Here is a 26,454-nt window from a genome sequence, read left to right as displayed (position 1 = left end):
CCTTTCTTGGTACGGCGCTAGAACGCGGACGGTGCGGACTTGTAGCCCGCCTTATCGACCGCGGCGACGATGTCGTCGACGGAGGTCTTGCTCTCGTCGTGGTCGACCTCGATACGCGAGGAGGCGAAGTGCACCTTGACGTCGTCGACGCCGTCGAGCTTGCCGACTCGCTTCTCGATCTTGGTCACACAGGACGGGCACGAGAATCCCTCGGCGCGGAGGGTGGTGTGGGTGGTGGTTGCGGCAGACATTTGAGACTCCCTTCCTGCCTGGCCAGGTGGCCCCTGGCGAGCTTTGATGTTGCCCTCAGATTAGGAAAATGCCCGCCCGGTCGCCTTGACGCGCGTCAAGTTATGGTGGATGCATGAGCACGCAGGTACATCCCGCATCCGCGCGCGAAGATCTCTGCGTCTCGCGGGTGCCCATCTTCAAGAACCTCAGCTACGAGGACCAGCTCAAGGTCGCCTCGGTGGCCAATCAGCGGCAGGTCTCGCGTGGCGATACGGTGCAGGCTGCGGGCTCCTCCGACGCCGAGCTCATGGTGGTGCACACCGGCACGGTAAAGGTCTTCCGTATCGATTCCGAGGGCCGCGAACAGATCTTGCGCATCATCGGCCCGGGCGATTTCCTCGGCGAATCGCAGTTCCTCACCGGCCGGCGGCCGACGCAGTTCGCCGAGGCACTGGATGCGGGGAGCATGTGCGTCTTTCGGCACGAGGATTTGCAGACCCTCGTCGAGGAGTATCCATTGATCGGCCTCAAGATGCTGCAGGATGTGAGCCAGCGGCTCGAACAGACGGAGGCGCGCCTCGTGTCGGTCACCTCCGACGACGTCGCCGCGCGCGTGGCCGCCTACCTGCTCTCGCTCGACAGCCGCCCGACGAACGGCGAGATTCTCGTGTCGTTACCCATCGCAAAGAAGGACATCGCGTCGGTGCTGGGTACGACCCCCGAGACCCTGAGCCGACACCTTCGGCGGCTGCAGGATCAGGGGGTCATCGAGAATCGCTCCCCGCGCGAGATCGCGATTCTCGATGTGGATGCGCTGATCGCGCTCGCGGAGGACTAGGGGCGAGCTAGCCCTGCGTGCGCTCGAGCGACTCCTGTAGGAGCTTTGCGGACTCCGCGAGGCGTGCCTCCTCCGCCTCCTGATCGAGGTCGACCTCCGGCCACTCGAGCTCCATGTTCCGCATGGCCTGGAGCAGAATCGCCTTGATCGCGAGCCGCGCGTACCACTTCTTATCGGAGGGAATGACCCACCACGGTGCGTTCGCGACCGAGGTGCGCTCGAGGGCGATCTGATAGGCCTCGGCGTATTCGCCCCACAGGGCGCGCTCGTCGAGGTCGCCGGTGTTGTACTTCCAGTGCTTGTCCGGGCGCTCGATGCGCTCGCGCAGGCGCTTCTCCTGCTCCTCCGGGCTCACGTGCAGCATGAACTTCAGCACCTTCGTGCCCGACTGCACGAGCCGCTGCTCGAACTCGACGATCGCGCCGTAGCGTCGCTCGATCTCCGCGGGCGGCGCGAACTCGCGCACCCGCTGAATCAGCACATCCTCGTAGTGCGAGCGGTCGAACACACCGATGAATCCAGGCTTCGGCGCGTGCGGCTCGATGCGCCAGAGGAAGTCGTGTTCGCGCTCCTCCTCGGTCGGTGCCTTGAAGGACGTGATCTGCAGGCCCTGCGGATCGACCGACCCGAATACGTGCCGCACGATGCCGCCCTTGCCCGACGCATCCATGCCCTGCAGCACGACGAGGACGCTCGGCGCATTCGGCTTCTCGGCCCGCGCCTGCGCGTACATGCGCTCCTGCAGGTCGGCCAGCTCGGGGGTACGCTCCTTCGCGATCTGCTCCGCGATCTCCTTCGAGTCGCCGTTGCTGCCCTCGAATCCCGGCGTCGAGCTGGGGTCAATGTTTGCAAGCTTGAATCCGGGTCCGACAAACAGCTCGAGCCGAGCGGCATCCGGGTTGACGTTCACTTTGTTCTTACCCATGCATCCAGAGCCTAGAACCGCGCGGCTGGACGTGCACCGAGCCGCGCGGGGATGCCTCGCTAGCGATCGAGCGGGACCTCGATGACCATCCTCGGCGCCGTGCCGTCGGTGAGCGCCTCCTCGAGGCTGCCGCGGGTGTCGGCGCGGCGATACGTCCAGCCGTAAGCCTCCGCGATCGCCTGGATGTTCGCGGTCGTCGGCGTGTATTGCACGCGGTCGAAGGATGCGCGATCGGCCGTCTTCGCGACCTCGAGGGAGTCGAAAATCGTCCCGCCGCCATCGTTGCCGACGACGATTTGGATGCGCGGCGCATCCTCGCCTGCCTGGCCCACGAGCAGCGAGCTTGCGTCATGGAGGAACGCGACATCGCCGATCAGCACGCGGGTCTGCCCCGCGTGGGCCGCGAGGTCGTCGCCGTGCTGCGAAGCGTGAGCGATGCCAAGCCCCGAGGCGATCGTGCCGTCAATGCCCGCAAGCCCGCGGTTCGCGTGCACGTGGATGCGCTTGCCCGGCACCCGCGAGTCGAGGTCACGGATGAGCCGAGATGCGGCGACGACGAGTCGGTCGTGCGGCCACGTGAGCCGCCAGATCGAGTCGGCGAGCATCTCGCGCGTGACCTTCTCGCGCGAGACGGCGAGCTCTTCGCGGCCGAAGCGCGCGCGTTCGCGGAAGTCCTGGCTTCGCGACGCCGCGACGTTCGGGGCCTCCGGGTCGGAGTCCCGCTCAACAAGCAGTTGGTGGTCGGCCGCCGTCCAGTCGTGTAGCCAGCGCTTCGCCTCTTTCCGGAGCAGGTACTGCTCGTCGGCGTTCGAGAACATCGTCGAGCCGAACGCGAGCACCTTAACTTCGTCGACCGCCTCGACGTTTGACGTCGGGCGGTACGGCGGGACGCCAGGCTGATCGACGACGATGACGCGGATGCTCTCGCGCTTGAGCAGCGCGGGCACCTCGCGGCTGAGCGTCGGGTGGCCGACGACGATCACGAGCTCGACCGCGTCGCGCAACGCGGGGATGGGACTGTTCTCGCCGAGGAGGTCGCGGTAGGTGGCGATGACATTCCGGCCGAAGCGTGAGCCACTCGAGACTTCCGCGATGAGCGGCCAGCCGCCCTTGTGCGCGAGGTGTTCGCCGAGGCGGCCCGCGCGGTCACCCGCGACGACGAGCGCGTTTGGCCATTCGCCCGGGTCGATCGATTCGGTGCGGTTCGGGGATCCCTGAGTAGGCGAAGCCGTATCGAAGGATCCCTGAGTAGGCGAAGCCGTATCGAAGGGCTCGCCCGCATTTCGATACGCCCCTTCGGTGCTACTCAATGAGCGATCGCGGGGGGCGTGGGCGGCGAGATCCTTCGCGATGGCCTCGGCGAGGTCCGCGGGCAGGCCTTTGCCCGGCATCCCGGCTCGAATGCGCCGGTCACCGGCGTCTCCCGGCCACGCTTCCGCCGCATCTGAGCTGACGATCAAAGCCGACGCATCCTCGCCGCCGATTCGAACCGTGACGCGCTCCGACAAATCGGGCACCGCATCCGACAGCGGCTCGCGGAAGGCGACGTTGAGGTGCCAGGCGACCCGCGCATCCGCGAGCGCCGCTCCGGCGTCGCGCGCCAGGGCGAGCGAGGCCTCGCTGCCGTCCGGCGCGGATAGGGACGTGTGCGGCACGAGGTCGCCGAACAGGCCGGGCTGACGGGTGGTCTGGTTCGCACCGGTGTTCATGAGCTCGGCGGGACGGTCGGCCGTGAGCGCCACGAGCGGCACACCCGCGTGGTGCGCCTCGAGCATCGCCGGCCCGAGGTTCGCGACCGCGGTGCCCGAGGTCGTGATGACTGGCACCGGCTTGCCCGATTCCCGAGCGATACCGAGCGCGAAGAACGCGGCCGACCGCTCGTCGATGCGCACGTGCAGGCGGACCGCGCCGATGCGCTCGAGCTCAGCGGCGACGAGCGCCAGCGACTGCGAGCGCGAGCCCGGGCACACGACGATATCGCGCACTCCGCCGTTCACTGCGGCGACGAGGAGTTCGGTCGCCGCGGCGAGGGCGGGGGAAGACGGCCCCGCCGGGCTCACTTGCGTCGGCCCTCGTCGTCGCTGCCGTTTGCCTCGCCATTCGTCTTTGGCTTCTCGGTCTCGGCGTCGGGGTTGTCTTCCTCGTCCGGCGTCACGGTGGGGATTGCGCCGGTCTGGTGGTTCGAAGGATGATTGCGCATCGTGCTCTGGCGGTCGCGCTCAATCTCTTCGTCGAGAAGGCGCATCTGCTCTTCGAGCTCGGCGATGCGGGAGTCGTGCTCGCGTTCCGTCTTCGGATCGCTGATGTAGTTGATGTCGTCCGGGATGACGTGCTGGCCAGTTGCGGCCTTGTCGTCGCTGCTCCCCTTGCCGATGAACATCCACAGCAACGGACCGATCACCGGCACGAGCAAGATGACCACCAACCAGATCGGCTTCTGCATCACCTTGGTGCGTTTCGCATCAAACATGGCGCAATCAACAATCGCGTAGACGGTAAGGGCTACGGCGACGACGATACCGAGAATGAGTGCGCGGGACATAGGAGTTCAGTCTAGACGCCGAAGCCTGGCCCTTGCCGACAAGGGACTTTCGTAGACTGAAGGGATGAAAACTTCCCGCGCCTGGTTCGTATACGTTCTCGTACGGCTGCTGGCCTTCATTGTTCCGTTCGCGATCATCATGCTCGTACTACCGGGCTGGCAGTGGAACTGGCTGGTCGGCGTGATCGTCGGCGCGATCGTGAGCCTCTCGATTTCACAGATCTTCCTGTACCGCGAGCGCATGGCGCTCGCCGCACAGATGCAGGAGCGCGCGGAGGCGAGGGCCGCGAAGAATGAGCAGCCCCGACCGATGGACATCGAGGAGGACGCGGACATCGACGCGCAGATTGATGACGCGGACGGTTCGGGGACCGAGGCCGCGGATGCCGCGCCCGAAGACGTCGCCGACGATGCTGCAGCCCAGGCCGAGCCAGACGCAGAGCCCGAAGACAAGAAGTAAGGCAGCGCCCTGCGCGACTACTCGTCGTCGCGCTTACCGGCCTTGATCTCTTCGCGGAAGATCCGCATCGACTGCCCCACGCTGCGCGCCAGCTGGGGCAGTTTGTTTGCCCCGAAGATGAGCACGATGATGACGAGCACGATGATGGCGTGCCAGCCGTTGAGGTTTTGAATCATGCGAGGGCCTTCCACGCTACTAGTTCAAGGGCTTCGAGCGACCTCGAATTTCCTTCACCGCCACCGGTAAGCGCAGCTGTGCCCGTCGGTGTGGTCGATCGGTCGACGCGCACGGCGAAGTAGACGATATACCCGCAGTGCCCGCCTGCGCTAGACCGCAGCGCGGGCTCAACCCCGCAGCGCTAACTAAACGCCGGAATCCAGAGCCCGAACGCCATCAGCACGGCCCACAGGAGCGCCCCAAGCGAGGTCAGCTTCAGCGCCAGGATGAGGTCCTTCGCGGCCGTCGAGGTCGAGGTGATGACCACTGCAGGACCAATCAGCAGCAACGCGAAGAACGAGAAGAAGGTGTTCGGGTACAGCAGCCCGAACAGGATCGTCGCGACGAACGGCAGCAGTGCGAACAGGCCGAACAGGATGCGCGAGCCACGCAGCCCGACGCGCACAGCCAGCGTCTTCTTACTCGCGAGGACGTCGGTTTCCCGGTCGCGGATGTTGTTCACCATGAGCACGGCGCACGAGAACAGGCCGGCGGCCACGGCGAGGACCCAGGTGTGCTGCGGCACCGTGAGGATCTGTACATACGTCGTGCCGACCGTCGCGACCAGGCCGAAGAAGACGAACACGAAGACCTCACCGAGCCCCGCGTATCCGTACGGCCGCTTGCCGCCGGTGTAGAACCAGGCCGCGATGATCGCCGCGGCGCCGACAGCGAGGAGCCACCACTGCTGGGTTGCGATCGCGAGTGCGAGGCCAGCCGCCGCGGCGATGCCGAAGAACGCGAAGGCGACGTTCCGGACCGTCTTGGGGTTCACCTGGCCCGAGCCGGTCAGGCGCGGCGGGCCGACCCGATAGTCGTCGGTGCCACGAATGCCGTCGGAGTAATCGTTCGAATAGTTGACGCCGATCTGCAGCGCGAGCGCGACCACGAGGGCGCCCAGCGCGCGGATCCAGTGGAACTCCCCCGGGACGGCGGCGACGGCCGAGGCAGTACCAAGGATCACCGGCACGAGCGCGAGCGGCAGCGTGCGCAGGCGCGCGCCCTCAATCCAATCGCCGATGGTTGGCTTGCCCTGCTTGCCCTTGGCCTTGTTCGGACGCTGGGTAGGGTTGTTCGACTTCTGTTTCGCCACGAGTCAGAGTCTAGGCGTTCACGAAACTTTGGCGCGTGCGCCCGCGTCCCCGAACCGGGCTGCCCCGGCCTTAAGAGTCAGCGGCCCCTTCGCCGGCCGCCGAGCTCTCGCTCGCCTCGCGCTCCTCGAGCACGGTCATCGCCACGACGTGCGCGATTCGCACTCGGTCCGGCTTGCCGCTCGCAAGTCGTGGCACCGCATCCAGCTGGATGCATCGCACCGGTCGCGCGGCTGGGCCGAGAAACACGACCGCCTCGGTGGCCTCGACGAGCAGCTGCGCCTCGTCGGCGCCCCGGTTCGTGATCGCGAGGGCGACCGATTCGCCCCATTCCTTGCTTGCGAGCGGCACCGCGACCGCATCCTCGAAGCCCGGCCGCTGGTGGAGTGCGCGTTCGACCTCGTCGAGGTTGACCTTGATGCCGCCCGAATTGATGACGTTGTCCCGGCGCCCCGTCACCGACACCCGCTGGCTGCTTTCGCCGCCGCGCGCGGCAGTCGGGTCGAAGGGCGGCTCGACGGTGCCGGTGTCGTTCGTGCGATACCAGAGCTGCCCGTCGGCCTCGACGAACGTGTCGCCCGTGCGCTCTGGATCGTCGAGATAGCCGGCGGCGAGCACCGGGCCCGCCAGCCAGATTTCGCCCTGCTCGACCCGCGCCGTCACGCCGCGAAGGGGCACGCCGTTGTAGACGCATCCGCCCGAGGTCTCGCTCGAGCCGTAGGTGAGCACGACGGCCCAGCCGAGCTCACGCGCGGCCTTCACGATGTGCGGCGGCACGGCCTGACCGCCCACGAGGATGCCGTCGAAGCGGCCCATGCGGGCCGAGATGCGCTCGCGCTCGATGAACGTAAAGTCGTCCTCGTTCTTGACGGCCTCGACGAGCCGCTGCAGCTGCACGGGCACGAGCGAGACGTATCGGCGGTCGCCGTCCATCTGTGCCGCGACTTCTTCGAAGTACAGCACGTCGAAGTGCTCCGCGGTGTAGGTGACCGGCCGGGTGCCCGCCTGCAGCGAGCGCGCGAGCACCTGCAGGCCCGCGACGTAGTGCGCGGGCAGCGCGAGCAGCCACTGCCGCGTCGGGAACTGTTCCTCGACGTTGATGCCGCGCTTGGCGGCCAGCTTGTCGAGTCGCTCGTAGGTGGCCGAGGAGGATGCGCGCAGCGAGCGGGCGGTGAGCATCACGCGCTTCGGCGTCGCGGTTGAGCCACTCGTCTCGATCACCGCGACGACGTCCTGTGGCGCGTCGTCGGGGATCCCGGGAAGCTGGATGTGCTCCGCCGCGACTTCCCCCGGCACCGGCAGGATCGCGGGGCCGGAACCGACCATCGCATCCTCGAGGGCGCGCAAGACGGCCAGCGGATCATCCGCCGAAATAGAGATCAATTCGCGAGCCATTTCTGCCCTTTCGTGTTGAACGCTGGTTGAGTAGCCGACGCAGTCGGCGTATCGAAGCCAGCTCCGGTTCGATACGTCGCTCCGCGACTACTCACCGATCGAGTCATTTCTAGTAGTGGTAGGGGAAAGAAGACCAGTCGGGGTCGCGCTTCTGCAGGAACGAGTCCCGGCCCTCGACGGCCTCGTCGGTGCCGTACGCGAGGCGGGTCGCCTCGCCGGCGAAGATCTGCTGTCCGACGAGCCCGTCATCAACCGCGTTGAACGCGTACTTGAGCATCCGGATCGCCGTGGGCGACTTGCCGAGGATCGTCTCCGCCATGCGGATGCCCTCAGCCTCGAGCTCCGCGTGCGGCACGACGCGGTTGACAGCGCCCATTTCGTAGGCGCGCTGGGCATCGTAGGTCTCGGCGAGGAAGAATGCCTCGCGCGCGAACTTCTGGCCGACCTGCTTCGCGAAGTAGGCGGAACCGTAACCCGCGTCGAAGGAACCGACGTCCGCATCCGTCTGCTTGAATTGCGCGTGCTCGCGCGAGGCGACCGACAGGTCGGTCACGACGTAGAGCGAGTGCCCGCCGCCCGCGGCCCAGCCGTTGACGAGCGAGATGACGACCTTCGGCATGAAGCGAATGAGTCGCTGCACCTCGAGGATGTGGAGGCGCCCCGAGCGGGCCGGGTCGACGGTGTCGGCGGTCTCGCCTTCGGCGTACTGGTACCCGTCGCGGCCGCGGATGCGCTGGTCGCCACCCGAGCAGAAGGCGTAGCCGCCGTCCTTGGGGCTCGGGCCGTTACCGGTGAGGAGAACGACGCCGACCTTGGAGTTCTGGCGGGCGTTGTCGAGCGCGCGGTAGAGCTCGTCGACGGTCTGCGGGCGGAACGCGTTTCGGACTTCGGGCCGGTCGAACGCGACTCGGGCGATGCGTCCGGTCGTGTCGAGGTGGTACGTGATGTCTTCGAAGTTGAAGCCCTCGACCTCGCGCCAACGCGACGGGTCGAACGTGTCTGAAACGGTCTCGTTGCTCATAGGCCTAACGGTATCGTCTCGCGGAGCGGTTCGGCTCGGGCTGCTACCAGTTGATCGGCGCATCCGGCAGCGTGCCGCCGTTGATGATGAGCTGGATAATCGTGTTGCCGAACAGCCACGCTGGCGCGCCGCCGATGATGAAGGATGCGATGAGCGCGACAATGCCCGTGCCGCGGCCCGACTTGAAGAAGATGGCATAGAGGGATGCGGTGATGCTCGCGAACCCGAGGATGCCGGCGATCAGAATCCACATTTCGATCTCAAACTGCCGCTCGATGCCGAAGAAGTTAAAGATGTAGAGCAGCGCGATGATGTCCGCGATGAGCGTCAGCATGGCGCCGAAGAGCGCCCAGTGCCCGACCTTCCAGCGCAGCGGGGTGAGCATCTGCTCCGGCAACGACAAAGGAATCTCGCTCGCATGGCGGAACTCCGGTGCACGGCTGTTGCTCGAGAGGCTCTCGGTCGTCATCTGGCGCAAAATCCTTCAATGAATGGGATTGCAGCGGCGCTGCATCTCGTCAGTCTAGCGACCTGAAACTCGTCTTGTCCCGCTCCCCTGATCAGTCGTTTTTAGGGATCGAGTGTCAGAACTGTGGACTGCTCGAAGAGCTCGAAGGAGATTCCGGCAGAAGTTGACGTGACGGCGCCGGTGACCGGGATGCTCGTGCCCGCGATGAACACTACCGCCGAGTACGAGACTGTGGCGGTGACCGTCACGGTGCCGCGCTCGGTGTAGCGGTGGCTCGTGGCGGTGTCGGAGAGTTCGGGCAGGCCCTGCTCCGCCCAGCTCGAGCCGAGTGATTCGGTCGACCAGCCGTTGCCGTCGCCGAAGTCCCAGCGCACCGACTGCGGTGTGAACTGCACCTGCACTGGGAGGTCGAGCAGCGTGCCGTCTTGGCGGTGGGTCTCGGCGTCAACCCAGAAGTTCACGGGCTGGCCGAGGACGCCCCAGCCGTTCGGTTCCATGGAGAGGTTCGGGGTGCTCGGTGCGATCTCGAGGATGTCGCTAACCGAGAAGGATGCGGGAAGCACCGGCCCCGACGGCCCGCCCGCTCCGCCTGCGCTCGGCGCTCCCGGACGCTGGATGAATGCCTGGCAACGATCGGCATTCTGCCCGGCGATGATCGTGCAGGTGCCGGTGCCTCCGCCGCCTGAGTTGGAGCTCGAGTTTGAGCTGTCGCTGTAGCCGGAGTCATAGCTGGTGTCGTAGCCGCCACTCGAGGGTGGGGCTTCGTAAGTCTGGTTGTACTCGACGGAGACGGATGAGCCGTTGTTGCTGGTGCAGCCGTCGAACCATGAACTGCCACCGTTACAGACATCCCCATCGGCCAACGCCTGAACTGGCCCAATGGCTACAAAAGCACTCGCGAGAATCACGCCGAACAGAATTCGGATTGCGTCCATTGGTCACTCCTGTCCACTTTGAATGCCCCATCCGTGTTTACGACTCGAACATCGACTGCATTCGTCAGGCCTGTGCGGTCTGGCCCAACCTGTTGGCCATTCGCATCAAGAGTTTTTGACTGCGATAAATCCAGGCAAAGCAGAATGTCAATCTCGCTTGAAGTCTTCTGAACGAGTTCACTCTTGATGACTGGAATTACGCCTTCTGTCGTGAATTCACCGGATGTCGATTGTTCGAGGGCAGCTTGGTTTCCTTCGCTCATGTTCGGTGTCGTGATGGCTTCGAGGTCAGCAAAGCTGTCGCCCTGGGAGTCAATCAACTCGCCGCTTATCGCCAGATACTCCTCATAGGTCTCCACCGCGATCTGCAGCGCTTCCTCGTCCGTGAGTTCCGGTGCCGACTCGACGGGCACGGCAGTAGTCGCATCGGCTTCAACCGACTCAACCGGCGCAGTAGTCTCGCCACTCTCGGTTGACGCATCGGCGCATCCAGCGAGCATCCCGACCGCCAACAGCAGCCCGGCCACGCCGACAGCCCCGCGGCCGACAACTCCGCGGTCGCCCAGGCGCCAGTTCCCGCGCTGATCCTCGCTGCGAACCATGTGCATCCTTGACCCTTCATTGGCGACACGCTCGGCGAGTGCCGACCGACCCGCTGACTATAACGACCGCACTGCAGACCGACCGAGAGTTATCCACAGCGCACGGCCAGCTCATAAACCGAGATTCCTCGTGGCCACAGCACCTCGATCCGGCAAGATGGAGGCCATGTTGCCTTCGCTCCCCGACCTGCTCGATCGCACCCGCATCGTGTCGCTGCCGCTCAACACGAAGTTCCGGGGAGTGACGCAGCGCGAGGCCGCGATCATCGAGGGCACCTGGGCGTGGAGCGAGTTTTCGCCTTTCCTCGAATACGACGCGGAGGAGTCCGCCAATTGGCTCACCGCCGCGATCGAGTACGGCTTCGATCCCACGCTGGAGCGGCTCTGCGCGGGGTGGGTCGATGTGAATGCCACGGTTCCGGCGGTGCGTCCGGAGGAAGTCCCGGGCGTCCTCGCCCGGTTCGACGGCTGTCGGACCGTCAAGGTGAAGGTCGCCGAGCGCGGCCAAACCCTCGCAGACGACCTCGCGCGAATCGAGGCCGTCGCGGCGACGCTGCCCGAAGCATCCCTGCGAATTGACGCGAACGCGGGCTGGCAGCTCGACGAGGCGGAGCACGCGCTACGCGAGATCGCGAAGCTCGGCATCACCCTCGAATACGCGGAACAGCCGGTTGCGACCGTGCCGGAGCTCGCGGAGCTGCGGCAGCGCATCCGGGATCTCGGCACCCGGATTGCGGCCGACGAATCGGTTCGGAAGGCGACCGACCCGCTGGCCGTCGCTCGGGCCGGCGCTGCCGACCACGTGATCGTCAAGGTGCAGCCGCTCGGCGGCATCCGCAACGCGGCCAGGGTGGTCAAGGATGCGGGGCTCACCGCGACGGTGTCGAGCGCGCTTGATACCTCGGTCGGGATTGTCATGGGGGCGCAGCTCGCCGCACGGCTACCTGAACCGCGCTTCGCGGCAGGGCTCGGCACGGTCTCGCTGTTCGCTGCGGATGTGCTGGCCGAGCCTCGCAGGCCGAAGAACGGCCGGGTCTCGCTTGAGGTGGCGCTGCCGCGGGAGTCGCTGCTGCGCGAGTATCGCGCATCCGCCGAGCGAGAAAAGTGGTGGCACGAACGAATCCGCGCGTGCCACGAAGTTCTCGTGGCACGCGCGGAAGCGTAGGTGCGGCCCCTCGATACAGGCCTACGGCCTTACTCGGGGAGCGAGACGGGCTACATGCCGGAGTAGGCGTGGAGGCCCGTAAAGAAGACGTTCACGATGCCGAAGTTGAACACCACGGTCGCGAAGCCTGCAATCGACAGCCAGGCCGAAGGCGCACCGCGCCAGCCGCGAGTACCGCGGGCGTGCAGGTAGCCGGCGTAGACCACCCAGATGATGAAGGTCCACACCTCCTTGGTGTCCCAGCCCCAGTAGCGGCCCCACGCGCGCTCGGCCCAGATGGCACCGGCGACCAGGGTGAACGTCCAGAAGATGAAGCCGATCACGTTGACACGGAACGCGAGATCCTCGAGTCGCTCCGAGCTCGGCATGGCCGACAGCCAGCCACGCTTGTTACCCTCGCCCGCACGAATCTTCGCCTCGCGTCGCGCCTGCAGCAGCTGCAACAGGGAAAGCCCGAAGCCGAGCGCGAGGAAACCGGTACCGAGCGAGGCCACGAACACGTGGATCACGAGCCACCACGACTGCAGCGCGGGCTGCAGAGGGACAACATCAACGTAGAAGCCCACCGTCGCGACGCCAAGGCTGAGCACGACGAAGCCCGTAATGAACGTGCCGAGGAAGCGGAGGTCCTGCCAGAACTGCACCGCAAGGAACACGAGCACGATCAGCAGCGTCGAGGTCATCGTGTACTCGAACATGTTCGACCACGGCACGCGCTCGGCGGCGATGCCGCGCAACACGGTCGCGGCGAGGTGTGCGACGAACGCTACGACGGTGAGCACCATCGCAATCTTCTGCGAGACCGTGCCGCGCTGGTCGCGCCAGCGCGGCTCAGCCTTGGCGGCCTGGCCCGCAACGGCACCCGACCCCGAGCCCGAGCTGGTCACGACGCTCGAACGCAGAATGCCCGCATCCGCCGCTTCGCCACCAACCTCGGCCGAGGCACCCGCACCGACGAGCTGCTTCGAGCGCTCCGTAGCACCGAGCGCCGACGACTTAGCCGCCACATCCTGCTTCTTCGCGCCGCGCGTAGCGAGGTCGATCGTGAAGAAGATGAACGCCGCCGCATAGACCACCATGGCGATATACAGCGCGATGTTCGACGAGTTCGAAAGCGTTTCGATCATTGTCCTGACTTTCCGTCTCCGGCGTCTCCGGCGGTCGCCGGCGTTGCCCTCAACGATACGAGCTTCTGGGTTTGGGCGTCGACCAAATCGTTCACCGCGCGGGCAAGTTGGTGGTCCTCGCCGCGAGCGAGACCAGCGAACTCAAGCAGCACGCCCTCAGCGTTCTTCGTCACCTTCACCCACACGCGGCGGCGAGGGACGAGGAGCGACGTGACGAGCCCCGCGATCGCGAGAAATACGAAGGTGGCGACGGGCACGCGCGTGTAGTCGCGGTGGACGTCGAAGGAGGCGTAGCGGGGAATCTCGGCGTCGAGCGTCATGGTGCCGAGGCCGTTCGGCAACTCGACGGTGTCGCCCGGCGCGAGCTCGATCGCTTGCACCGCCATGTCGCGGCCCGCGATCTGCGTGAGGTCGGTCGTATCAAGGCTATAGACCGACACCGGCATACCCGTGTCGAGCCCGAGGTCGCCGACGTACACGTTGAACGTGAGCATCGGGTTGTGCAGGTCCTGATGCACCGAGGTGAGCGCGCCCGAGTCGAGCTGCGCCGCGGTCGGGTAGAAGAAACCGAGGAAGCCAACCTGCTCGGCCAGCCCATCCGGCACCTTCACGACGCCGGTCGAGGTGAGGAAATTGTCCTGCGGGATGAACGCAACGGAGTCGCGGAAGACTTCATTCCCCTCCGGGTCGCGCACCGTGATCGTCGGCGCGTAGCCGTTCGCGAGGAGGTACGTGTCGGTACCGTCGAGGCGCAGTGGGTCGTTGACACGAATGGTCGTGTCGGTCGGCCCCTCGCCCGGATGCGTCACGGTCACGTGGGCCGTGTAGTCGATCGGGATGCCGATGGCGTTCTCGTTTTCGGTCTCATACGTGACATCGAGCTCGTTGAGCTTCATCGAATACGGCGGCAGCTGATCGGGGGTGAAGAAGCGCCCCGGGTTGAATGACGAGTAGCTCACGAGGCCGTTCACGAACGTCTGGCCCTCGACGAGCACGCGCTGGCCGTGCCAATTGAAGCCCGAGAGGAACCCGACCGAGAGGATCACGCCGAGCATCGCGATGTGGAAGATCAGGTTGCCCGTCTCGCGCACGTAGCCGCGCTCGGCCGAAACTGAAATGCCGCGCTTGCCGCCGTCGTAGATCTCGGTGCGGTAGCGGCTCTTGCGCAGCGTGTCGCGCGCGCTCGCGATGATCTCGCCCTCGCGTCCAACCCACTTGTCGTCGAGCTGGACCTCGGCGTACGCATCCATTCGCGAGAGGCGCGCGGGCGTGCGCGGCGGCTTCGAGCGAAGTGCCTTGAGGTGGTGCGTCGTGCGGGGCAGGATGCAGCCCACCAGCGAGATGAAGAGCAGGATGTAGATCGACGAGAACCACCACGTCGAGTACACGTCGAACAGACCCCAGTCGTCGAGCCGCGGCGCCAGATCGGGGTTCTCGTTGAAGTAGACCGTGACGCCATTCGGGTCACTCGAGCGCTGCGGGAACAGCGAGCCGGGCACCGCGGCGAGCGCGAGCAGCAACAGCAGGATGATCGCGGTGCGCATGCTCGTCAGCCACGTCCACAGGCCCCGCAGTACGGTGACGACGGGACCCGTCTGTTTCGGCTTGCCGCCGTTGCCGGATGCGCGGCTCGGCTTGCGGACATCGCGGGGCTCGAAGCCGGGGCGATCCGCCTCAATATGATCAGATGGGCGCGACATAACCAGGGAGCATTGCTGCAATGTAGGAGACGAACTGCTGCCAGATGCCGAGCACCATGAGCAGGCCAATCAGGATGATGATGCCGCCACCGATCAGGTTGATGGTACGGATGTTCCGCTTGAGCCAGCCCACCCAGTTGGTGGCCGCGTTCCAGAAGACGGCGGCGAGGATGAACGGGATGCCGAGGCCGAGGCAGTAGACGAAGGCGAGGAGCGCGCCACGGCCCGGGGATGCGGTGTCAAACGAGAGTGCCTGAATCGCGACGAGCGTGGGACCGATGCAGGGCGCCCAGCCGAGTCCGAAGATCGCACCGAGGATGGGCGCGCCGATGAGTCCCGCGGGCGCCTTGTTGAATTTCACGGTGCGCTGCCATGGGCCGGCCATGCCGACGAACACGAGCCCCATGATGATCACGAGAACTCCGAGGACGCGCATGATCGGACCCTGGTACTGCATGAACCAGACGCCGAGCTGGCCGAAGATCGCCCCGGTGAGCACGTAGATCACCGAGAAGCCGAGCACGAAGAGGGTCGCGCCGAGCGCGACCCGGCTGCGCGCGGGGGCCTTCGTCCGGGTCTTGGTACCGGTCCCAGCCGCCATGCCGGCCCCGGCCGCCGACTGATCCGATGCATCCTTGCCGGACACAGCCTTGCTGTCATCGGCCGTCGAGACCGAGCCGAGCATCCCGACGTAGCCCGGAATCACCGGGAGGACGCACGGCGACGCAAAGGAGATGAACCCGGCAAGAAACGCGAGCGGCAGCGCGACAAGCAGCTGCCCGGTCATGATCGTCTCCCCCGGGCTCGCCGCGAGCGCCGGGCCGGCGGCCAGCGTGGCGCTGACTGCGAGCTGTGCGATCACGCGGCCTGCTCTTCGAGGACGGTATTGATCATTTCGGTGAGTACCGAGGGGTCGGCGACGCCACGGATGACCGCCGCGACCGAGCCGTTCTGGTCAATGACGAGGGTCGAGGGAATCGCCTGCGGCGGCACGTTGTCGGAGAACGCGAGGCGCACCGAGGCGGATTCGACGTCGAGGATGGACGGGTAGGTGATCCCGAATTCCTTGTTGAACGACTCTGCCGTGGGCGCCTGGTCGTAGACGTTGACGCCGAGGAAGTTGACGCCCTGGTCGGCGAAGTCCTGGTTGACCTGCTCGAGGTCTTTCGCCTCGACGCGGCACGGCGGGCACGCGGCGTACCAGAAGTTCATGACGACGACCTCGCCGGCGTAGTCGGCGCTCGTCACTGTGTCGCCCGACTCGCTCTCGCCCTCGTACGCCACGGGCTGGGCGCGCTCGCCCGGGGTGAAGACCTCCCACGAGCCGTCGCCCGCGACGTAACCCTGTTCGGCGTCGGCGGCGTACTGTTCGGCGAAGCTGTCATTCGCGCAGCCGGCGAGCGCGAGGGTCGCGACGACAGCCAACGCAACGGCGGTGAGGCCACGTCGGTGGCGGCGAATACGGTTGGTCACACGGCTCCCTGATCGGTCGCAGAAGCGAGTTCAGTCAGCGCCGGTTCGCGGTACGCGGCCTCGGTGAAACCGGTTGCGGGGTGGTACTCGAGCGCCGTAATGCTCGAAAGCGAGCAGCGGCGCTTCGCCGGGTTGTGCGGCAGCGGTTGATGGGTAACCGCCCGATGCACCATCCAGATCGGCAGCTGATGAGACACCACGATAACATCTGCGGCTGGAAGCGATTGTCCTCCGTCAATACTCGCCGAGGCTGATTTTCGCGCCTGCGTCTTCGAGTCCATCGCGTGCTCGAGGAGCGCCTCACGCATCCGCGCCGCGATCTCGACGAACGGCTCTCCCCAGCTCGGCACCCACGGCCGGGTCACAAGGTGCCAGTTCGATGGGTGTCTGAGTGCCGACTTCTTGCCGCGCAACTGCTTGCCCTCGAACTCGTTCCATGGTTCGACGACGCGCTCGTCGATGATCATCTCGAGGCCAAGCGCATCCGCGATGGGCTGGGCCGATTCCCGGGTGCGCTGTAGAGGCGACACCACGAGCCGCGTGGCTGGCACCTGCCGCTCGGCCAGGTCATCCGCCGCGAGCTTTGCCATCCGGTGCCCTCGCTCGCTCAGGCCGAAGCCCGGGAGGCGACCGTAGAGCACGCCGTCGGGGTTGAAGACCTCGCCGTGACGGACGAGGTGGATGCGCTGCGAGATCATGACTGCCAGTCTACGTTCGCGCCCCTCTTAGCGCGCCTCTTGTGCCGCCGCCGAGTGCGGCCGAACGCCCACTGCGGCTAAGGTAGTCGAGTGACTGAACGTACCCTTATTAACGCACTCGCCGCTCTCGAAGACGGTCCCGTCAAGATCCAGGGCTGGGTCGACACCGTCCGTGATCAAAAGAAGGTGCAGTTTGTCGTGCTCCGCGATGAGACTGGCGCCTGCCAGCTCGTAAATCCGCGCAGCGAGGGTCGCGAAGAGATCAGCGACACCATCTCGGGCCTCGCCCAGGGCACGATGCTCACCGTCGAGGGCGACCTCAAGAAGGACGAACGCGTCAAGCTCGGCGGCCTCGAGGTCAAGGTCTCCTCGATCACCGTGAACTCGGAAGCCGACCCCGAAACCCCCATCGCCGACGACTCATCGATCGACAAGCGCCTCGACTGGCGTTTCCTCGACCTGCGTACCGAGCGCAACAACGTGATGTTCCGCGCGCAGACCACGATGACCCACGCGATGCGCAACTATTGGTACGACCGCGACTACATCGAGATCTTCACGCCGAAGTTCATGGCGACCGCCTCGGAGTCGAACGCCGAGCTCTTCAAGGTCGAGTATTTCGACGGCGTCGCCTACCTCGCGCAGTCGCCGCAGTTCTTCAAGCAGATGGCGCAGTCCTCCGGCTTCGGCAAGGTCTTCGAGATCGGCCCGGCGTTCCGCGCCGACCCCTCGTTCACCTCCCGCCACGCGACCGAGTTCACCTCGGTCGATGCCGAGATCTCCTGGATCGAGTCGCACGCCGACGTCATGGACATGCAGGAGGAGCTCATCCGCACCGCGCTCACCGCGGTCAAGGAGCGCCACGGCGACGACATCAAGCGCCTCTTCGATGTCGAGATCAACCTGCCCGAGAACCCGTTCCCGCGCGTGCCGCTGCTCGAGGCTCGTGAGATCGTCGAGTCGCGCGGCCACAAGTTCGAGCGCCAGGACCTCGACATGGACCCTGAGGGCGAGCGCGAGATCGGCCGCTGGGCCCTCGAAGAGCACGGCAGCGAGTTCGTGTTCCTCACCGACTACCCCGCCTCGATCCGCCCGTTCTACCACATGCGTCACGAGTCGGATGCGCAGCTCACGAAGTCGTATGACCTCGTCTGGAACGGCGTGGAGATCTCGACCGGCGCGCAGCGTGAGCACCGCCTCGACGTGCTCACCGAGCAGATCGGCGAGAAGGGCATGGACGCGAAGGCGCTCGAGTTCTACCTCGACTTCTTCCGCTACGGTGCTCCCCCGCACGGCGGCTTCGGCATGGGCCTCTCGCGCATGCTGATGCTGATGCTGCACCAGCCGAACCTGCGCGAGGTTACGTACCTCTTCCGCGGCCCGAACCGCCTGCAGCCGTAGGGCTTTCCGCCCGCACCGGCCGCCCTCGGCAAAACGAGACACAAATAGACCCTTGAGAGTGAAATGCTCCCTCTCAAGGGTCTATTTGTGCCGCAAATTGTGGGTCTTCGCCGCGCCTGCCTCGGACTAGCGCATCGCGGCGGCCTTCCGGCGCCGCTCGCTGAGCCACAGCGCCACGAAGAAGACGACGGTGAGCGAGACGGTCGCGAGCAGCTGCTCGCGCGGTCCCGGCGTCAGCAGCGCGAGCACGAATACCGCGCCGAGCAGCACCGCGGCGCCGAGCGTCAGGATCGCAGGCCGCAGATTCATGTTGCCGTTCGCATCCTTCCCGCCGCGGCCGCGCACCCGCAGCATGTAATACGACGCGAGCACCGACAGCCAGACCATGAGCACCGTCGAGCCGACGAGGTTCAGCAGGATCGGCAGCACCGCATCCGCCGCGATGAAGTTGAAGATCACGGTGATGAAGCCCACCGCGACCGATGCGAGCACGGCCCAGCGCGGGACGCCGCTGCCCGAGAGGCGCATCAGTCGCTTCGGCGCAAAACCGCGCTCCGCGAGCGAGAATGCCATACGCGAGGAGCCGTACAGGTTCGCGTTGAGCGCCGAGAGCAGGGCGATCACGATCAGGATCGACATCAGCACGTCCGCGCCCGGGATGCGCAGGTGCTGCAGCACCGCAACGAACGGGCCGCTCGCGACGCCCTCCGAGTTCCACGGCAGGATCGAGATGATCACGAACACCGAGCCGATGTAGAACACGAGGATGCGCCACATCACCGAGCGCACCGCCTTGCGGATACCCTGGGCCGGGTTCTCGCTCTCGGCCGCCGCGATCGCGACGACCTCGGTGCCACCGAACGAGAAGATCACGATCAGGAGCGCGGCCGACATGCCGAGCAGCCCGCCTGGCGCGAAGCCGCCGTGCTCGGTCCAGTTCGACATGCCCGGCGACTGGATGTCGGGGAACCAGCCGAAGAGGAACGCGAAGCCCGCAGCGAGGAAGGCGATAATCGCGACCACCTTGATGATCGAGAACCAGTACTCGAAGTTGCCGTAGTTGCGCACGCCCAAGAGGTTCACCGCGGTGAGCACGACGAGGAACCCGAGCGCCCAGACGCCCTGATGCACCTGCGGTAGCCAGGCGGACGCGATTGCCGCGGCCGCGGTCGCCTCAGCTGCAATCACGACGACGAGCTGGAACCAATACAGCAGGCCCACGGTTCCACCCGTGACGGCGCCGAACGCCTTGCCCGCGAAGACCGAGAATGCGCCCGGCTGCGGGTCCTCCGCGACGAGTTCGCCGAGCATCCACATGATCAGGATCACGATCAGGCCCGCGACGATGTACGAGATCACGACGGCAGGGCCAGCAACCGAGATCGCCTCGCCCGAGCCGACAAACAGGCCCGCACCGATCGCGCCACCGAGGCCGATCATCGATAGCTGGCGGCTCGTCAGCGAGCGCTTCAGCCCCTCGGTCTTCGTGATTTCGATGCTGTCTTGCTGCTGCGATGGGTGAGTCATCGCGCTCCTTCCAAAGCGGGGTTCGCCCGCAAATTGGCATAGTTGGGATGCGCCCGAGCACGCGGTCTGCGGCTCGGGGATCCCGAAAGGTCGGCCGTTTCGGCCGGATTGTGTGCCCGTCATGGCGGGCTTCGATACGCCTTCGGCTACTCAGCCAGCGTGAGTGACCTACGGCTACCCAGCCAGCTGAGCTGGCCTCGGCCGCCCGGCCAGCCCGGATAGTGGGCTGGCCGAGCGCAATGTCGATCCCTCCAGGGTATCCCTACAGGTCAGCGAATAACAGGGCTGGCCGTTCCATGCGATCGGTGACGTAGGTCAGGAACGCGCTCGCCGCATCCCCGTCGCACACGCGGTGGTCGAATACGAAGCTCACCGTCATGACGGTGCGCACCGCGTGCTCGCCGTCGACGACCCAGGGGCGTTCCTTGAGCCGACCGATGCCGAGCATCGCCGCCTGCGGCAAGTTGATGATCGGGCTCGAGCCATCGACACCGAAGCCGCCGTAGTTGTTGAGCGTGAACGTGCCGCCCTGCAGCTGGCTCGGCGAATACTTGCCCCGCGGCGCCTCGGCGACGAGCTCGCCGATACCGTCGCGCAGCTCTCGCAGGTTCATCTCGCTCGCGCCGTGCACGACCGGCACCGACAGGCCACGCGGCGTCTGCGCCGCGATGCCCAGGTTGATGCGCCCGTGCTCGACGATCTCGTTCGCCGCCGCATCGAAGGATGCGTTGAGTCGCGGATGCTGCTTGAGCCCCGCCACGACGATGCGCGCGATGAGCGTCGTGAGGCTAAAGCGCTCGCCGGTGCTGTCCTGCAGCTGCTTCCGTAGTTCGAGCAGGGGCGTGACGTCGGCATCGAGCCAGATCGTCGCCTTCGGCACGCTCGCGTGCGACTGCGCCATGTGCTCCGCGACGATCGCGCGCATCCCTTCGACGGGGATGCGGTGGTCGGCCGCGGCTTCGCGTCCGGCAGCTGGCGCCTGGCCGGCAGGATGCACGGCACGCGCCAGCTGCGACTGTTGCGCCCGCAGCTGGGTCACCGGCGCGACTGCCTGAGCCTGCGGCGCGGCCCCGCCTGCAAGCGCGGCCGCAGCCTGTTGAACGTCGGCACGGACGACGAGGCCCGCGGGTCCGCTGCCCTGGAGGTGCCGGGCGTCGAAGCCCGCGGCCTGCGCCTCGCGGCGCACGAGGGGCGACATGACCGGGGAGTTGCGGCGCTCATCAATCAGCGTGACGCTCGCGGCTGGGTTGTCGTGCGTGTTCGTTGCTTGCGCGAGGTCAGCCGCCGCGTGCGTGAGATCCGCGCGGCCGGACGAGGTGCCGGGTTCGCAGGATGCCGCTGCCTGTACGGAGTTGCTTCCGGCCTGCTGGCGGCGGCGCTTGAAGCGGCCACCCTCCGGGCGGCGCAGGCGCGCGTTCGATTCCTTCGTGCCGTAGCCAACGAGCACTGCGCCGGAGCCCGAGTCTGAAGGCTCGCTGCCTGCGGAAGCTGCCTGCGCATCCTCACCGCTCCAGCCGCGACCGATGTCGGTCGCGGAGCCCGGGCGGCCGTCGTTTGGTTCGGCGTCGGCGGTGGCGGCCTCGGTCGGCTCGGTCGGGGCTTCGACAGGCTCACCCGTCGCTCCGGCCTCCGACGAGGCGGGCTCACCCGTCGAGGCAGGCTCACCCGACGATGCGGGCGCAACCGAGAGCAACATCTGCCCCGCGTTCAGTACCTCGCCTTCGCCCGCGCCGAGCGCGACGACGCGCCCCGCGTACGGCGTCGGCAGCTCGACGACCGACTTAGCCGATTCGACCTCGACCACGAGCTGGTCGATCGTGACCTCGTCGCCCACGGCGACCTTCCACTCGACGATCGTCGCCTCCACGAGGCCCTCGCCGAGGTCCGGCAGGATGAATTCCTGAGTTTCCGTCATCACCACTCCCAACGGTCCATCGCGGCGAGCACGCGCTCGGCGGTCGGCAAGAAATATTCCTCGAGCTTCGGTGTCGGATAAGGCACATCGAAGCCCGTGACGCGCAGCACTGGCGCATCCAGGTAGTAGAAGTTGCGCTCGGTCACCCGCGCGACAACCTCGGCGCCGTAGCCGCCGAACTGCGCGGCCTCGTGGATCACGGTCGCGCGCGAGGTCTTGCGCACCGATTCCGAGACGGTCTCGTCGTCGAAGGGCGACAGCGTGCGGAGGTCGATGACCTCGAGCGAGAGGTCTTCATCCTCCCCGAGTCGCGCGGCCTCGAGCGCGACGTCGACGGTCGGCCCGTAGGCGAGCAGCGTCGCGTCGGTGCCCTCGCGCAGCACCCGCGCGCGGTTCATCGGCGCCGGCGAGTGGTCGCGGTCGACCTCGCCCTTGGCCCAGTAGCGGCGCTTCGGCTCAAAGATCACCACCGGGTCGTTCGACGCGATCGCGTCGCGAGTGAGGCGGTACGCATCCGCCGCGTTCGAGGGCGTGACGACCGTGAGCCCGGGAGTGTGGGCCCAGTAGGCCTCCGAGGAATCGGAGTGGTGCTCGACGCCGCCGATGCCGCCGCCATACGGGATGCGGATCACAAGCGGCAGCTCGACGTTGCCGCGCGTGCGATTGCGCATCTTCGCGACGTGCGAGAGCACCTGCTCGAAGGCCGGGTAGCTGAACGCGTCAAACTGCATCTCGACGACCGGGCGCATCCCCGACATCGCCATGCCGATCGCGGTGCCGACGATCCCCGACTCTGCAAGCGGCGCATCCCACACGCGGTCGGCGCCGAACTCGGCGGCGAGCTTGTCGGTGACGCGGAAGACGCCGCCGAGCGGGCCAACATCCTCACCGAAGATCACGACGCGCGGGTCCTCCGCGAGCGAATCGCGAAGCGCGTTATTGATCGCACCGGCAATCGACATCGTCTCCACGCCCGAGGGTCGCTTCGGCCGCTCTTCGCGGGCGGGCTGCGTGGGCATCGTCAGGGAAGTCATGAGGTGGCTCCTTGCGGTTCGCGTGCGGCGAGCTCTTCGGCGAGCATCGCGCGCTGTTCGTTCAGGGCTGACCGCGGGGTCGCATAGACGTGCTCAAAAAGCTCGAGCGGGTCGATCTCGACGGTCTCGTTCATCGCGTCGCGGGTCTTGGACGCGTTGGCCTCGGCCTCTGCGGTGATCTCGGCCTCGAGTTCCTCGCCGAGGAGGTCGCGGCTTCGCAGATAGGTCGCGAGCCGCTCGATCGGGTCATAGGGCGCCCAGGCCGCTGCCTCCTCCGAGGTGCGATAGCGTGTCGGGTCGTCCGAGTTGGTGTGCGACTCGAGGCGGTAGGTGCGCGCCTCGACCACGGTCGGGCCCTCCCCCGCGCGGGCGCGAGCCACCGCATCCTGAAGCACCGCGATCACCGCGGCAATGTCGTTGCCGTCGACCCACACGCCCCGAATGCCGAGGCCGGCCGCGCGATCCGCGATCGACCGCGAGCGGGTCTGGGACTCGAGCGGAGTCGAGATCGCGTACTGGTTGTTCTGGACGAAAAAGACGGTCGCGGTGTTCCACGTCGCGGCGAAGTTCATCGCCTCGTGCGTGTCGCCCTCGCTCGAGGCGCCGTCACCGAGGTACGTGAGCGTGACGGTGTCGCGGCCCTGCAGCTTCTCGGCGTGCGCGAACCCGACGGCGTGGAGCGACTGCGTCGCGAGCGGCGTCGACTGCGCGCTGATGCGGAACTCGTACGGGTTGTAGGCGTTGTGCCAGTCGCCGCGGAAGAAGCTCAGCAGGTTGCGTGGCGGCACGCCGCGGGTGAGCAGCGCCGAGGACTCGCGGTAGGTCGGGAACATCCAGTCGCGCTCCTCGAGCGACAGCACGCTACCGACCTCGCCAGCCTCCTGGCCGTAGGCCGAGGGGTACGTCGCGAGACGACCCTGTCGCGTGAGCGCGGTGACCTGCGCTTCCCAGCGGCGGGCGATCACCATGCGGCGGTACGCGTTCTGCAGCGTCGCGTCATCGGGCATCGCATAGCCGGTGGCGTTCTCGCCGGCCTCGCCGGCCTCGTCGATGAGCTGCACGGGTGCTGCGCCGGGCAGCAGGTCAAGCAGCCGTGAATAGTGGGAACCTGGGATTGAGAGCTCGGGGCCACGCGGAGCTATATCGCGGGCCGCATTCGGCTCGACTTCGTTGTCTCGCATGTACCCAGGATGCGCCGGTCAGCCTGGGTTTTGATACCCGATCGGGCAACTCCCGACAGCCGGTCATTCTGTCGGATGCGGGGTGCCAAACGTCCGGGCCATGAGTGGTTTCAGGTCAATTTGTCCGGCGGGTTTGCGCACCCGAGAATCACCACGCGCCGTCGGATGGACCCGGTTCGTAGTCTTCCGGCGGCTCCTGGACGGGATCGCGGGATTGCTCTCCGATCACGAGGTGCGTGCGGACCGAATGCACGCCCGGCAGCCGCAGCACCCGGCGCAGCACGACGTTACTGAGCGCGTCGTGGGTTGGTGCGGCGATCTCAACGACGTAGTCGATATCGCCAGCGATCGTCTGCACGCGAGTCACGAAGGGGACCTCGAGCAGCGCATCCGCGAGGTCGGCGCCCTCGGGCGTCGCTCCGGTATCGACCACCAAGATGGCTCGTACCGCGAGCCCGGCCTGAGCCGGGTCCACGATCGCCGAGAACCCACTGATCACGCCACGCTCGAGCAGCCGGTTGACCCGCTCATGTGCGGTCGACCGCGAGACGTGAACCTCCTCGGCGAGCGACCGAATCGACAGCCGAGCGTCGCGTCGCAGCGCCCGCACAATCGCGAGATCAATGTCGTCGAGCATCCTCGCCTCCCTTTATTTCGCTCTCAATTATCCCTACAGCCCGTCACACCACCATCAGCCGCGATTTGCGGCACGTATAGCACTCCAGGAGGGAGCATTCCGATCCTGCGGCTCCACCCGTGACGCATTTTGCGCGCACCTCCGACCTCGATGCCAGAGTCAGAGTCGCCACGGCACCCGGCGGCCTCGATACGCTGCGCTACTCGGCAAGCGGGCCGCGCCGCGCCGCTCGGCAATCGCGCGGCGCTGCCTATTCGGCCAGCGCGGCCCGCAGCCGCGCATCCTGTACGAACCAGGTGGAGTGCTGCACACCGTCGATTACGACGACGGGGATCAGTTCTCCGTACTGCCGCTGCAGTTCACGATCTTCGAGGATGTTGTGCCTGCGCAGGGTCGCTCCGGTCCGCTCGACCTCGGCCGAGACCACCGAGAGCGCATCCTCGCAGAGGTGGCAGCCCGGCTTCTCGTAGAAATCCACGACGTGCCCCGATGTCTCGGACTCTACCGTCGTGTCCGCGGCCGCTCCGGCCTGGTGTTCGACCTGCGCGTCGGCGGCCTGGGGATCACCCGAACCGGACCGCTCCCCGCGCCCGAAGAATCGACCGATCACGGCATCGCGACCTTTCCTTCGGGCAGCTTCTCGGCGTGGTGGGCGCGCTCGCGCAGGCGGAGCGTGAAGATCGCCACGAACGCGGCCGCGAGCGAACCCAGGATCACGCCAAGGTGTGCGTAGTCGAGCATCGCCTCATTGCCGCGGAATGCGAGCTCACCAATGAGCAGGGACACGGTGAAGCCGATGCCAGCGAGGCCGCCGAGGGCCGCGATGTCTTTGAGATTCAGCGAACTGTCGAGCCTGAAGTAGGGAGATTTGTAGAGCAAAGCCACGGTCAGCAAGATGCCGAGAGGCTTACCGATGAAGAGCCCCAGGAAGACGCCGAGGAACACCGGGTGAGACAAAGCATCGAAGAACGTGCCGTCCCCGGCCGCAAACGGCACGCCTGCCGCAAAGAACGCGAAGATGGGCAGCGCGACCCCCTGCGAGAGCGCGTTCCAGTCGTGCTCCATGTCCTCCGCGAGCGAAATCTTGTCCCCCGCACGTGGCAGCGCAGGCACGGTGAGGCCGAGCAGCACGCCCGCGATCGTCGCGTGCACGCCGGAGCGCAGCATGAAGTACCAGGCGAGGATGCCGAGCGGGATGAGTAGCCAGCGCGCGTTCCAGCCCCGGTTGACGCACAACGCGTACACCGCAATCGTCACGAGGGAGGCGGCGAGCCACCACAGCGACAGCGAGGCGGTGTAGAAGATCGCGATCACGACGATGCCAAGGAGGTCATCCATCACCGCGAGCGTGAGCAGGAACGCGCGGAACGGCGAGGGTAGACCCTTACCGAAGACGGCGAGGAGGCCAAGCGCGAAGGCGATGTCCGTCGCGACCGGGATCGCCCAGCCCTCGAGTGCATCCATCCCCGAGGTCGAAACGACGATCGCATACACGATCGCCGGAACTGCCATGCCACCGACCGCGGCGGCAATCGGCAGGGATGCTTTGCGAGGGTCGCGGAGCTGACCGGTGACAAATTCACGCTTCAGCTCGATACCGACGACGAAGAAGAAGATCGCGAGGATGCCGTCGCTCGCCCAGTGCGCGACCGTCATGTGATCGATGCCGATGGCGGGAATCGAGAGGTCGAAATCCTTGATGAAGTTGTAGAAGCCCGCGAGCGGAGTGTTCGCGAAGATCATTGCGATCACGGCGGACACGAGGAGCAGGGTGCCGCCGACCTTGCGGGAGTTGAGTCGCTCGCGGAGCGAGAATGTGTCGTCTGGGCGGTGCTTCGGCAACATTGCCATAGGGGAAACCTCTTCAAATC

Annotated in this window: 27 protein-coding genes; 4 read left to right on the top strand and 23 right to left on the bottom strand. The window is 66.4% G+C overall.

Annotated elements, in window-relative coordinates; translation table 11 throughout:
* Window positions 1-17: 17 nt before the first annotated feature.
* Window positions 18-251, bottom strand: coding sequence for a heavy-metal-associated domain-containing protein (locus GMOLON4_RS13515; RefSeq protein WP_026937550.1), 234 nt, complete (start codon window positions 249-251; stop codon window positions 18-20).
* A 113-nt stretch (window positions 252-364) separates the two neighbouring features.
* Between GMOLON4_RS13515 and GMOLON4_RS13510 the strand changes: the two genes are divergently transcribed.
* Complete coding sequence (locus tag GMOLON4_RS13510; protein ID WP_026937549.1) at window positions 365-1,069, top strand: Crp/Fnr family transcriptional regulator; 705 nt, start codon at window positions 365-367, stop codon at window positions 1,067-1,069.
* Between the two features lie 7 nt (window positions 1,070-1,076).
* Here GMOLON4_RS13510 and GMOLON4_RS13505 read toward each other — a convergent pair whose 3' ends face one another.
* From GMOLON4_RS13505 to GMOLON4_RS13495, 3 genes are read right to left on the bottom strand one after another with little or no spacing between them, the layout of a single operon-like run.
* Window positions 1,077-1,994 (bottom strand): PPK2 family polyphosphate kinase, encoded by a 918-nt coding sequence (locus tag GMOLON4_RS13505; RefSeq protein ID WP_051267181.1) that lies wholly within the window; start codon window positions 1,992-1,994, stop codon window positions 1,077-1,079.
* Between the two features lie 59 nt (window positions 1,995-2,053).
* Window positions 2,054-4,054: a thiamine pyrophosphate-binding protein gene (locus tag GMOLON4_RS13500; RefSeq protein WP_026937548.1), complete on the bottom strand. Its 2,001-nt coding sequence runs from the start codon at window positions 4,052-4,054 to the stop codon at window positions 2,054-2,056.
* Window positions 4,051-4,536 (bottom strand): PLD nuclease N-terminal domain-containing protein, encoded by a 486-nt coding sequence (locus tag GMOLON4_RS13495; protein ID WP_051267179.1) that lies wholly within the window; start codon window positions 4,534-4,536, stop codon window positions 4,051-4,053. Before GMOLON4_RS13495 ends, GMOLON4_RS13500 begins: the two co-directional genes overlap by 4 nt.
* A 64-nt stretch (window positions 4,537-4,600) precedes the next feature.
* Between GMOLON4_RS13495 and GMOLON4_RS13490 the strand changes: the two genes are divergently transcribed.
* The gene (locus GMOLON4_RS13490) at window positions 4,601-4,996 is read left to right on the top strand and encodes a DUF4229 domain-containing protein (protein WP_051267177.1); all 396 of its coding nucleotides are present in this window, start codon (window positions 4,601-4,603) and stop codon (window positions 4,994-4,996) included.
* A 17-nt stretch (window positions 4,997-5,013) separates the two neighbouring features.
* On the opposite strand, the gene tatA is transcribed toward GMOLON4_RS13490, so the two are convergent.
* The 7 genes from tatA to GMOLON4_RS13455 all read right to left on the bottom strand — a co-directional run bounded on the left by tatA (window position 5,014) and on the right by GMOLON4_RS13455 (window position 10,725).
* A complete protein-coding gene (gene tatA, locus GMOLON4_RS13485; RefSeq protein WP_084147614.1) occupies window positions 5,014-5,172 on the bottom strand; it encodes a twin-arginine translocase TatA/TatE family subunit in 159 nt (52 codons plus the stop codon).
* A gap of 182 nt (window positions 5,173-5,354) precedes the next feature.
* Window positions 5,355-6,305 carry a 1,4-dihydroxy-2-naphthoate polyprenyltransferase gene (locus GMOLON4_RS13480; protein ID WP_026937547.1) on the bottom strand — a complete coding sequence of 317 codons (951 nt, stop codon included), beginning with the start codon at window positions 6,303-6,305 and terminating at the stop codon, window positions 5,355-5,357.
* A gap of 70 nt (window positions 6,306-6,375) precedes the next feature.
* The gene (locus GMOLON4_RS13475) at window positions 6,376-7,698 is read right to left on the bottom strand and encodes an AMP-binding protein (RefSeq protein ID WP_051267175.1); all 1,323 of its coding nucleotides are present in this window, start codon (window positions 7,696-7,698) and stop codon (window positions 6,376-6,378) included.
* 109 nt (window positions 7,699-7,807) lie between these two features.
* Window positions 7,808-8,719: a 1,4-dihydroxy-2-naphthoyl-CoA synthase gene (locus GMOLON4_RS13470; RefSeq protein WP_026937546.1), complete on the bottom strand. Its 912-nt coding sequence runs from the start codon at window positions 8,717-8,719 to the stop codon at window positions 7,808-7,810.
* 43 nt (window positions 8,720-8,762) lie between these two features.
* Window positions 8,763-9,188 (bottom strand): hypothetical protein, encoded by a 426-nt coding sequence (locus GMOLON4_RS13465; RefSeq protein ID WP_026937545.1) that lies wholly within the window; start codon window positions 9,186-9,188, stop codon window positions 8,763-8,765.
* 101 nt (window positions 9,189-9,289) lie between these two features.
* The gene (locus tag GMOLON4_RS13460; RefSeq protein ID WP_051267174.1) at window positions 9,290-10,123 is read right to left on the bottom strand and encodes a PKD domain-containing protein; all 834 of its coding nucleotides are present in this window, start codon (window positions 10,121-10,123) and stop codon (window positions 9,290-9,292) included.
* Entirely contained in the window at window positions 10,093-10,725 is a 633-nt protein-coding gene (locus tag GMOLON4_RS13455; protein ID WP_146137514.1) for a hypothetical protein, read from the bottom strand. The genes GMOLON4_RS13460 and GMOLON4_RS13455 overlap by 31 nt, the downstream gene beginning before the upstream one ends.
* 166 nt (window positions 10,726-10,891) lie before the next feature.
* Here GMOLON4_RS13455 and GMOLON4_RS13450 point away from each other — a divergent pair, with 166 nt between their 5' ends.
* Window positions 10,892-11,890 (top strand): o-succinylbenzoate synthase, encoded by a 999-nt coding sequence (locus GMOLON4_RS13450; protein ID WP_026937543.1) that lies wholly within the window; start codon window positions 10,892-10,894, stop codon window positions 11,888-11,890.
* A 50-nt stretch (window positions 11,891-11,940) separates the two neighbouring features.
* Here the strand turns inward: GMOLON4_RS13450 and ccsB are convergent, their stop codons facing one another.
* From ccsB to GMOLON4_RS13425, 5 genes are read right to left on the bottom strand one after another with little or no spacing between them, the layout of a single operon-like run.
* Complete coding sequence (gene ccsB, locus GMOLON4_RS13445; protein ID WP_026937542.1) at window positions 11,941-13,017, bottom strand: c-type cytochrome biogenesis protein CcsB; 1,077 nt, start codon at window positions 13,015-13,017, stop codon at window positions 11,941-11,943.
* Window positions 13,014-14,717, bottom strand: coding sequence for a cytochrome c biogenesis protein ResB (gene resB, locus GMOLON4_RS13440; RefSeq protein WP_026937541.1), 1,704 nt, complete (start codon window positions 14,715-14,717; stop codon window positions 13,014-13,016). The genes ccsB and resB overlap by 4 nt, the downstream gene beginning before the upstream one ends.
* Entirely contained in the window at window positions 14,701-15,579 is an 879-nt protein-coding gene (locus tag GMOLON4_RS13435; protein ID WP_245575516.1) for a cytochrome c biogenesis CcdA family protein, read from the bottom strand. The genes resB and GMOLON4_RS13435 overlap by 17 nt, the downstream gene beginning before the upstream one ends.
* Window positions 15,576-16,190 carry a TlpA family protein disulfide reductase gene (locus GMOLON4_RS13430; RefSeq protein WP_035733396.1) on the bottom strand — a complete coding sequence of 205 codons (615 nt, stop codon included), beginning with the start codon at window positions 16,188-16,190 and terminating at the stop codon, window positions 15,576-15,578. Before GMOLON4_RS13430 ends, GMOLON4_RS13435 begins: the two co-directional genes overlap by 4 nt.
* Window positions 16,187-16,888 carry a histidine phosphatase family protein gene (locus tag GMOLON4_RS13425; protein ID WP_026937538.1) on the bottom strand — a complete coding sequence of 234 codons (702 nt, stop codon included), beginning with the start codon at window positions 16,886-16,888 and terminating at the stop codon, window positions 16,187-16,189. Before GMOLON4_RS13425 ends, GMOLON4_RS13430 begins: the two co-directional genes overlap by 4 nt.
* 90 nt (window positions 16,889-16,978) lie before the next feature.
* On the opposite strand from GMOLON4_RS13425, the gene aspS reads away from it, so the two are divergent.
* Window positions 16,979-18,289, top strand: coding sequence for an aspartate--tRNA(Asn) ligase (gene aspS / locus GMOLON4_RS13420; protein WP_026937537.1), 1,311 nt, complete (start codon window positions 16,979-16,981; stop codon window positions 18,287-18,289).
* Between the two features lie 126 nt (window positions 18,290-18,415).
* Here the strand turns inward: aspS and GMOLON4_RS13415 are convergent, their stop codons facing one another.
* The 7 genes from GMOLON4_RS13415 to nhaA form a co-directional block, all read right to left on the bottom strand.
* A complete protein-coding gene (locus tag GMOLON4_RS13415; protein ID WP_051267171.1) occupies window positions 18,416-19,816 on the bottom strand; it encodes an amino acid permease in 1,401 nt (466 codons plus the stop codon).
* 262 nt (window positions 19,817-20,078) lie between these two features.
* Window positions 20,079-21,731, bottom strand: coding sequence for a 2-oxo acid dehydrogenase subunit E2 (locus tag GMOLON4_RS13410; protein ID WP_026937535.1), 1,653 nt, complete (start codon window positions 21,729-21,731; stop codon window positions 20,079-20,081).
* Window positions 21,731-22,765 (bottom strand): alpha-ketoacid dehydrogenase subunit beta, encoded by a 1,035-nt coding sequence (locus GMOLON4_RS13405; protein ID WP_084147613.1) that lies wholly within the window; start codon window positions 22,763-22,765, stop codon window positions 21,731-21,733. The genes GMOLON4_RS13410 and GMOLON4_RS13405 overlap by 1 nt, the downstream gene beginning before the upstream one ends.
* The gene (pdhA, locus tag GMOLON4_RS13400) at window positions 22,762-23,946 is read right to left on the bottom strand and encodes a pyruvate dehydrogenase (acetyl-transferring) E1 component subunit alpha (protein ID WP_084147612.1); all 1,185 of its coding nucleotides are present in this window, start codon (window positions 23,944-23,946) and stop codon (window positions 22,762-22,764) included. The genes GMOLON4_RS13405 and pdhA overlap by 4 nt, the downstream gene beginning before the upstream one ends.
* Before the next feature lie 148 nt (window positions 23,947-24,094).
* Window positions 24,095-24,583 carry an Lrp/AsnC family transcriptional regulator gene (locus tag GMOLON4_RS13395; protein ID WP_051267169.1) on the bottom strand — a complete coding sequence of 163 codons (489 nt, stop codon included), beginning with the start codon at window positions 24,581-24,583 and terminating at the stop codon, window positions 24,095-24,097.
* Between the two features lie 250 nt (window positions 24,584-24,833).
* Window positions 24,834-25,193 (bottom strand): glutaredoxin family protein, encoded by a 360-nt coding sequence (locus GMOLON4_RS13390; protein WP_245575515.1) that lies wholly within the window; start codon window positions 25,191-25,193, stop codon window positions 24,834-24,836.
* Window positions 25,190-26,434 (bottom strand): Na+/H+ antiporter NhaA, encoded by a 1,245-nt coding sequence (nhaA, locus tag GMOLON4_RS13385; protein ID WP_026937531.1) that lies wholly within the window; start codon window positions 26,432-26,434, stop codon window positions 25,190-25,192. The genes GMOLON4_RS13390 and nhaA overlap by 4 nt, the downstream gene beginning before the upstream one ends.
* Window positions 26,435-26,454 lie beyond the last annotated feature (20 nt).

This window comes from Gulosibacter molinativorax (assembly GCF_003010915.2).
Classification (GTDB): Bacteria; Actinomycetota; Actinomycetes; order Actinomycetales; family Microbacteriaceae; genus Gulosibacter; species Gulosibacter molinativorax.
Note: the sequence above shows the minus strand (reverse complement) of the source record. Positions and strands in the feature narration are given on the sequence as shown.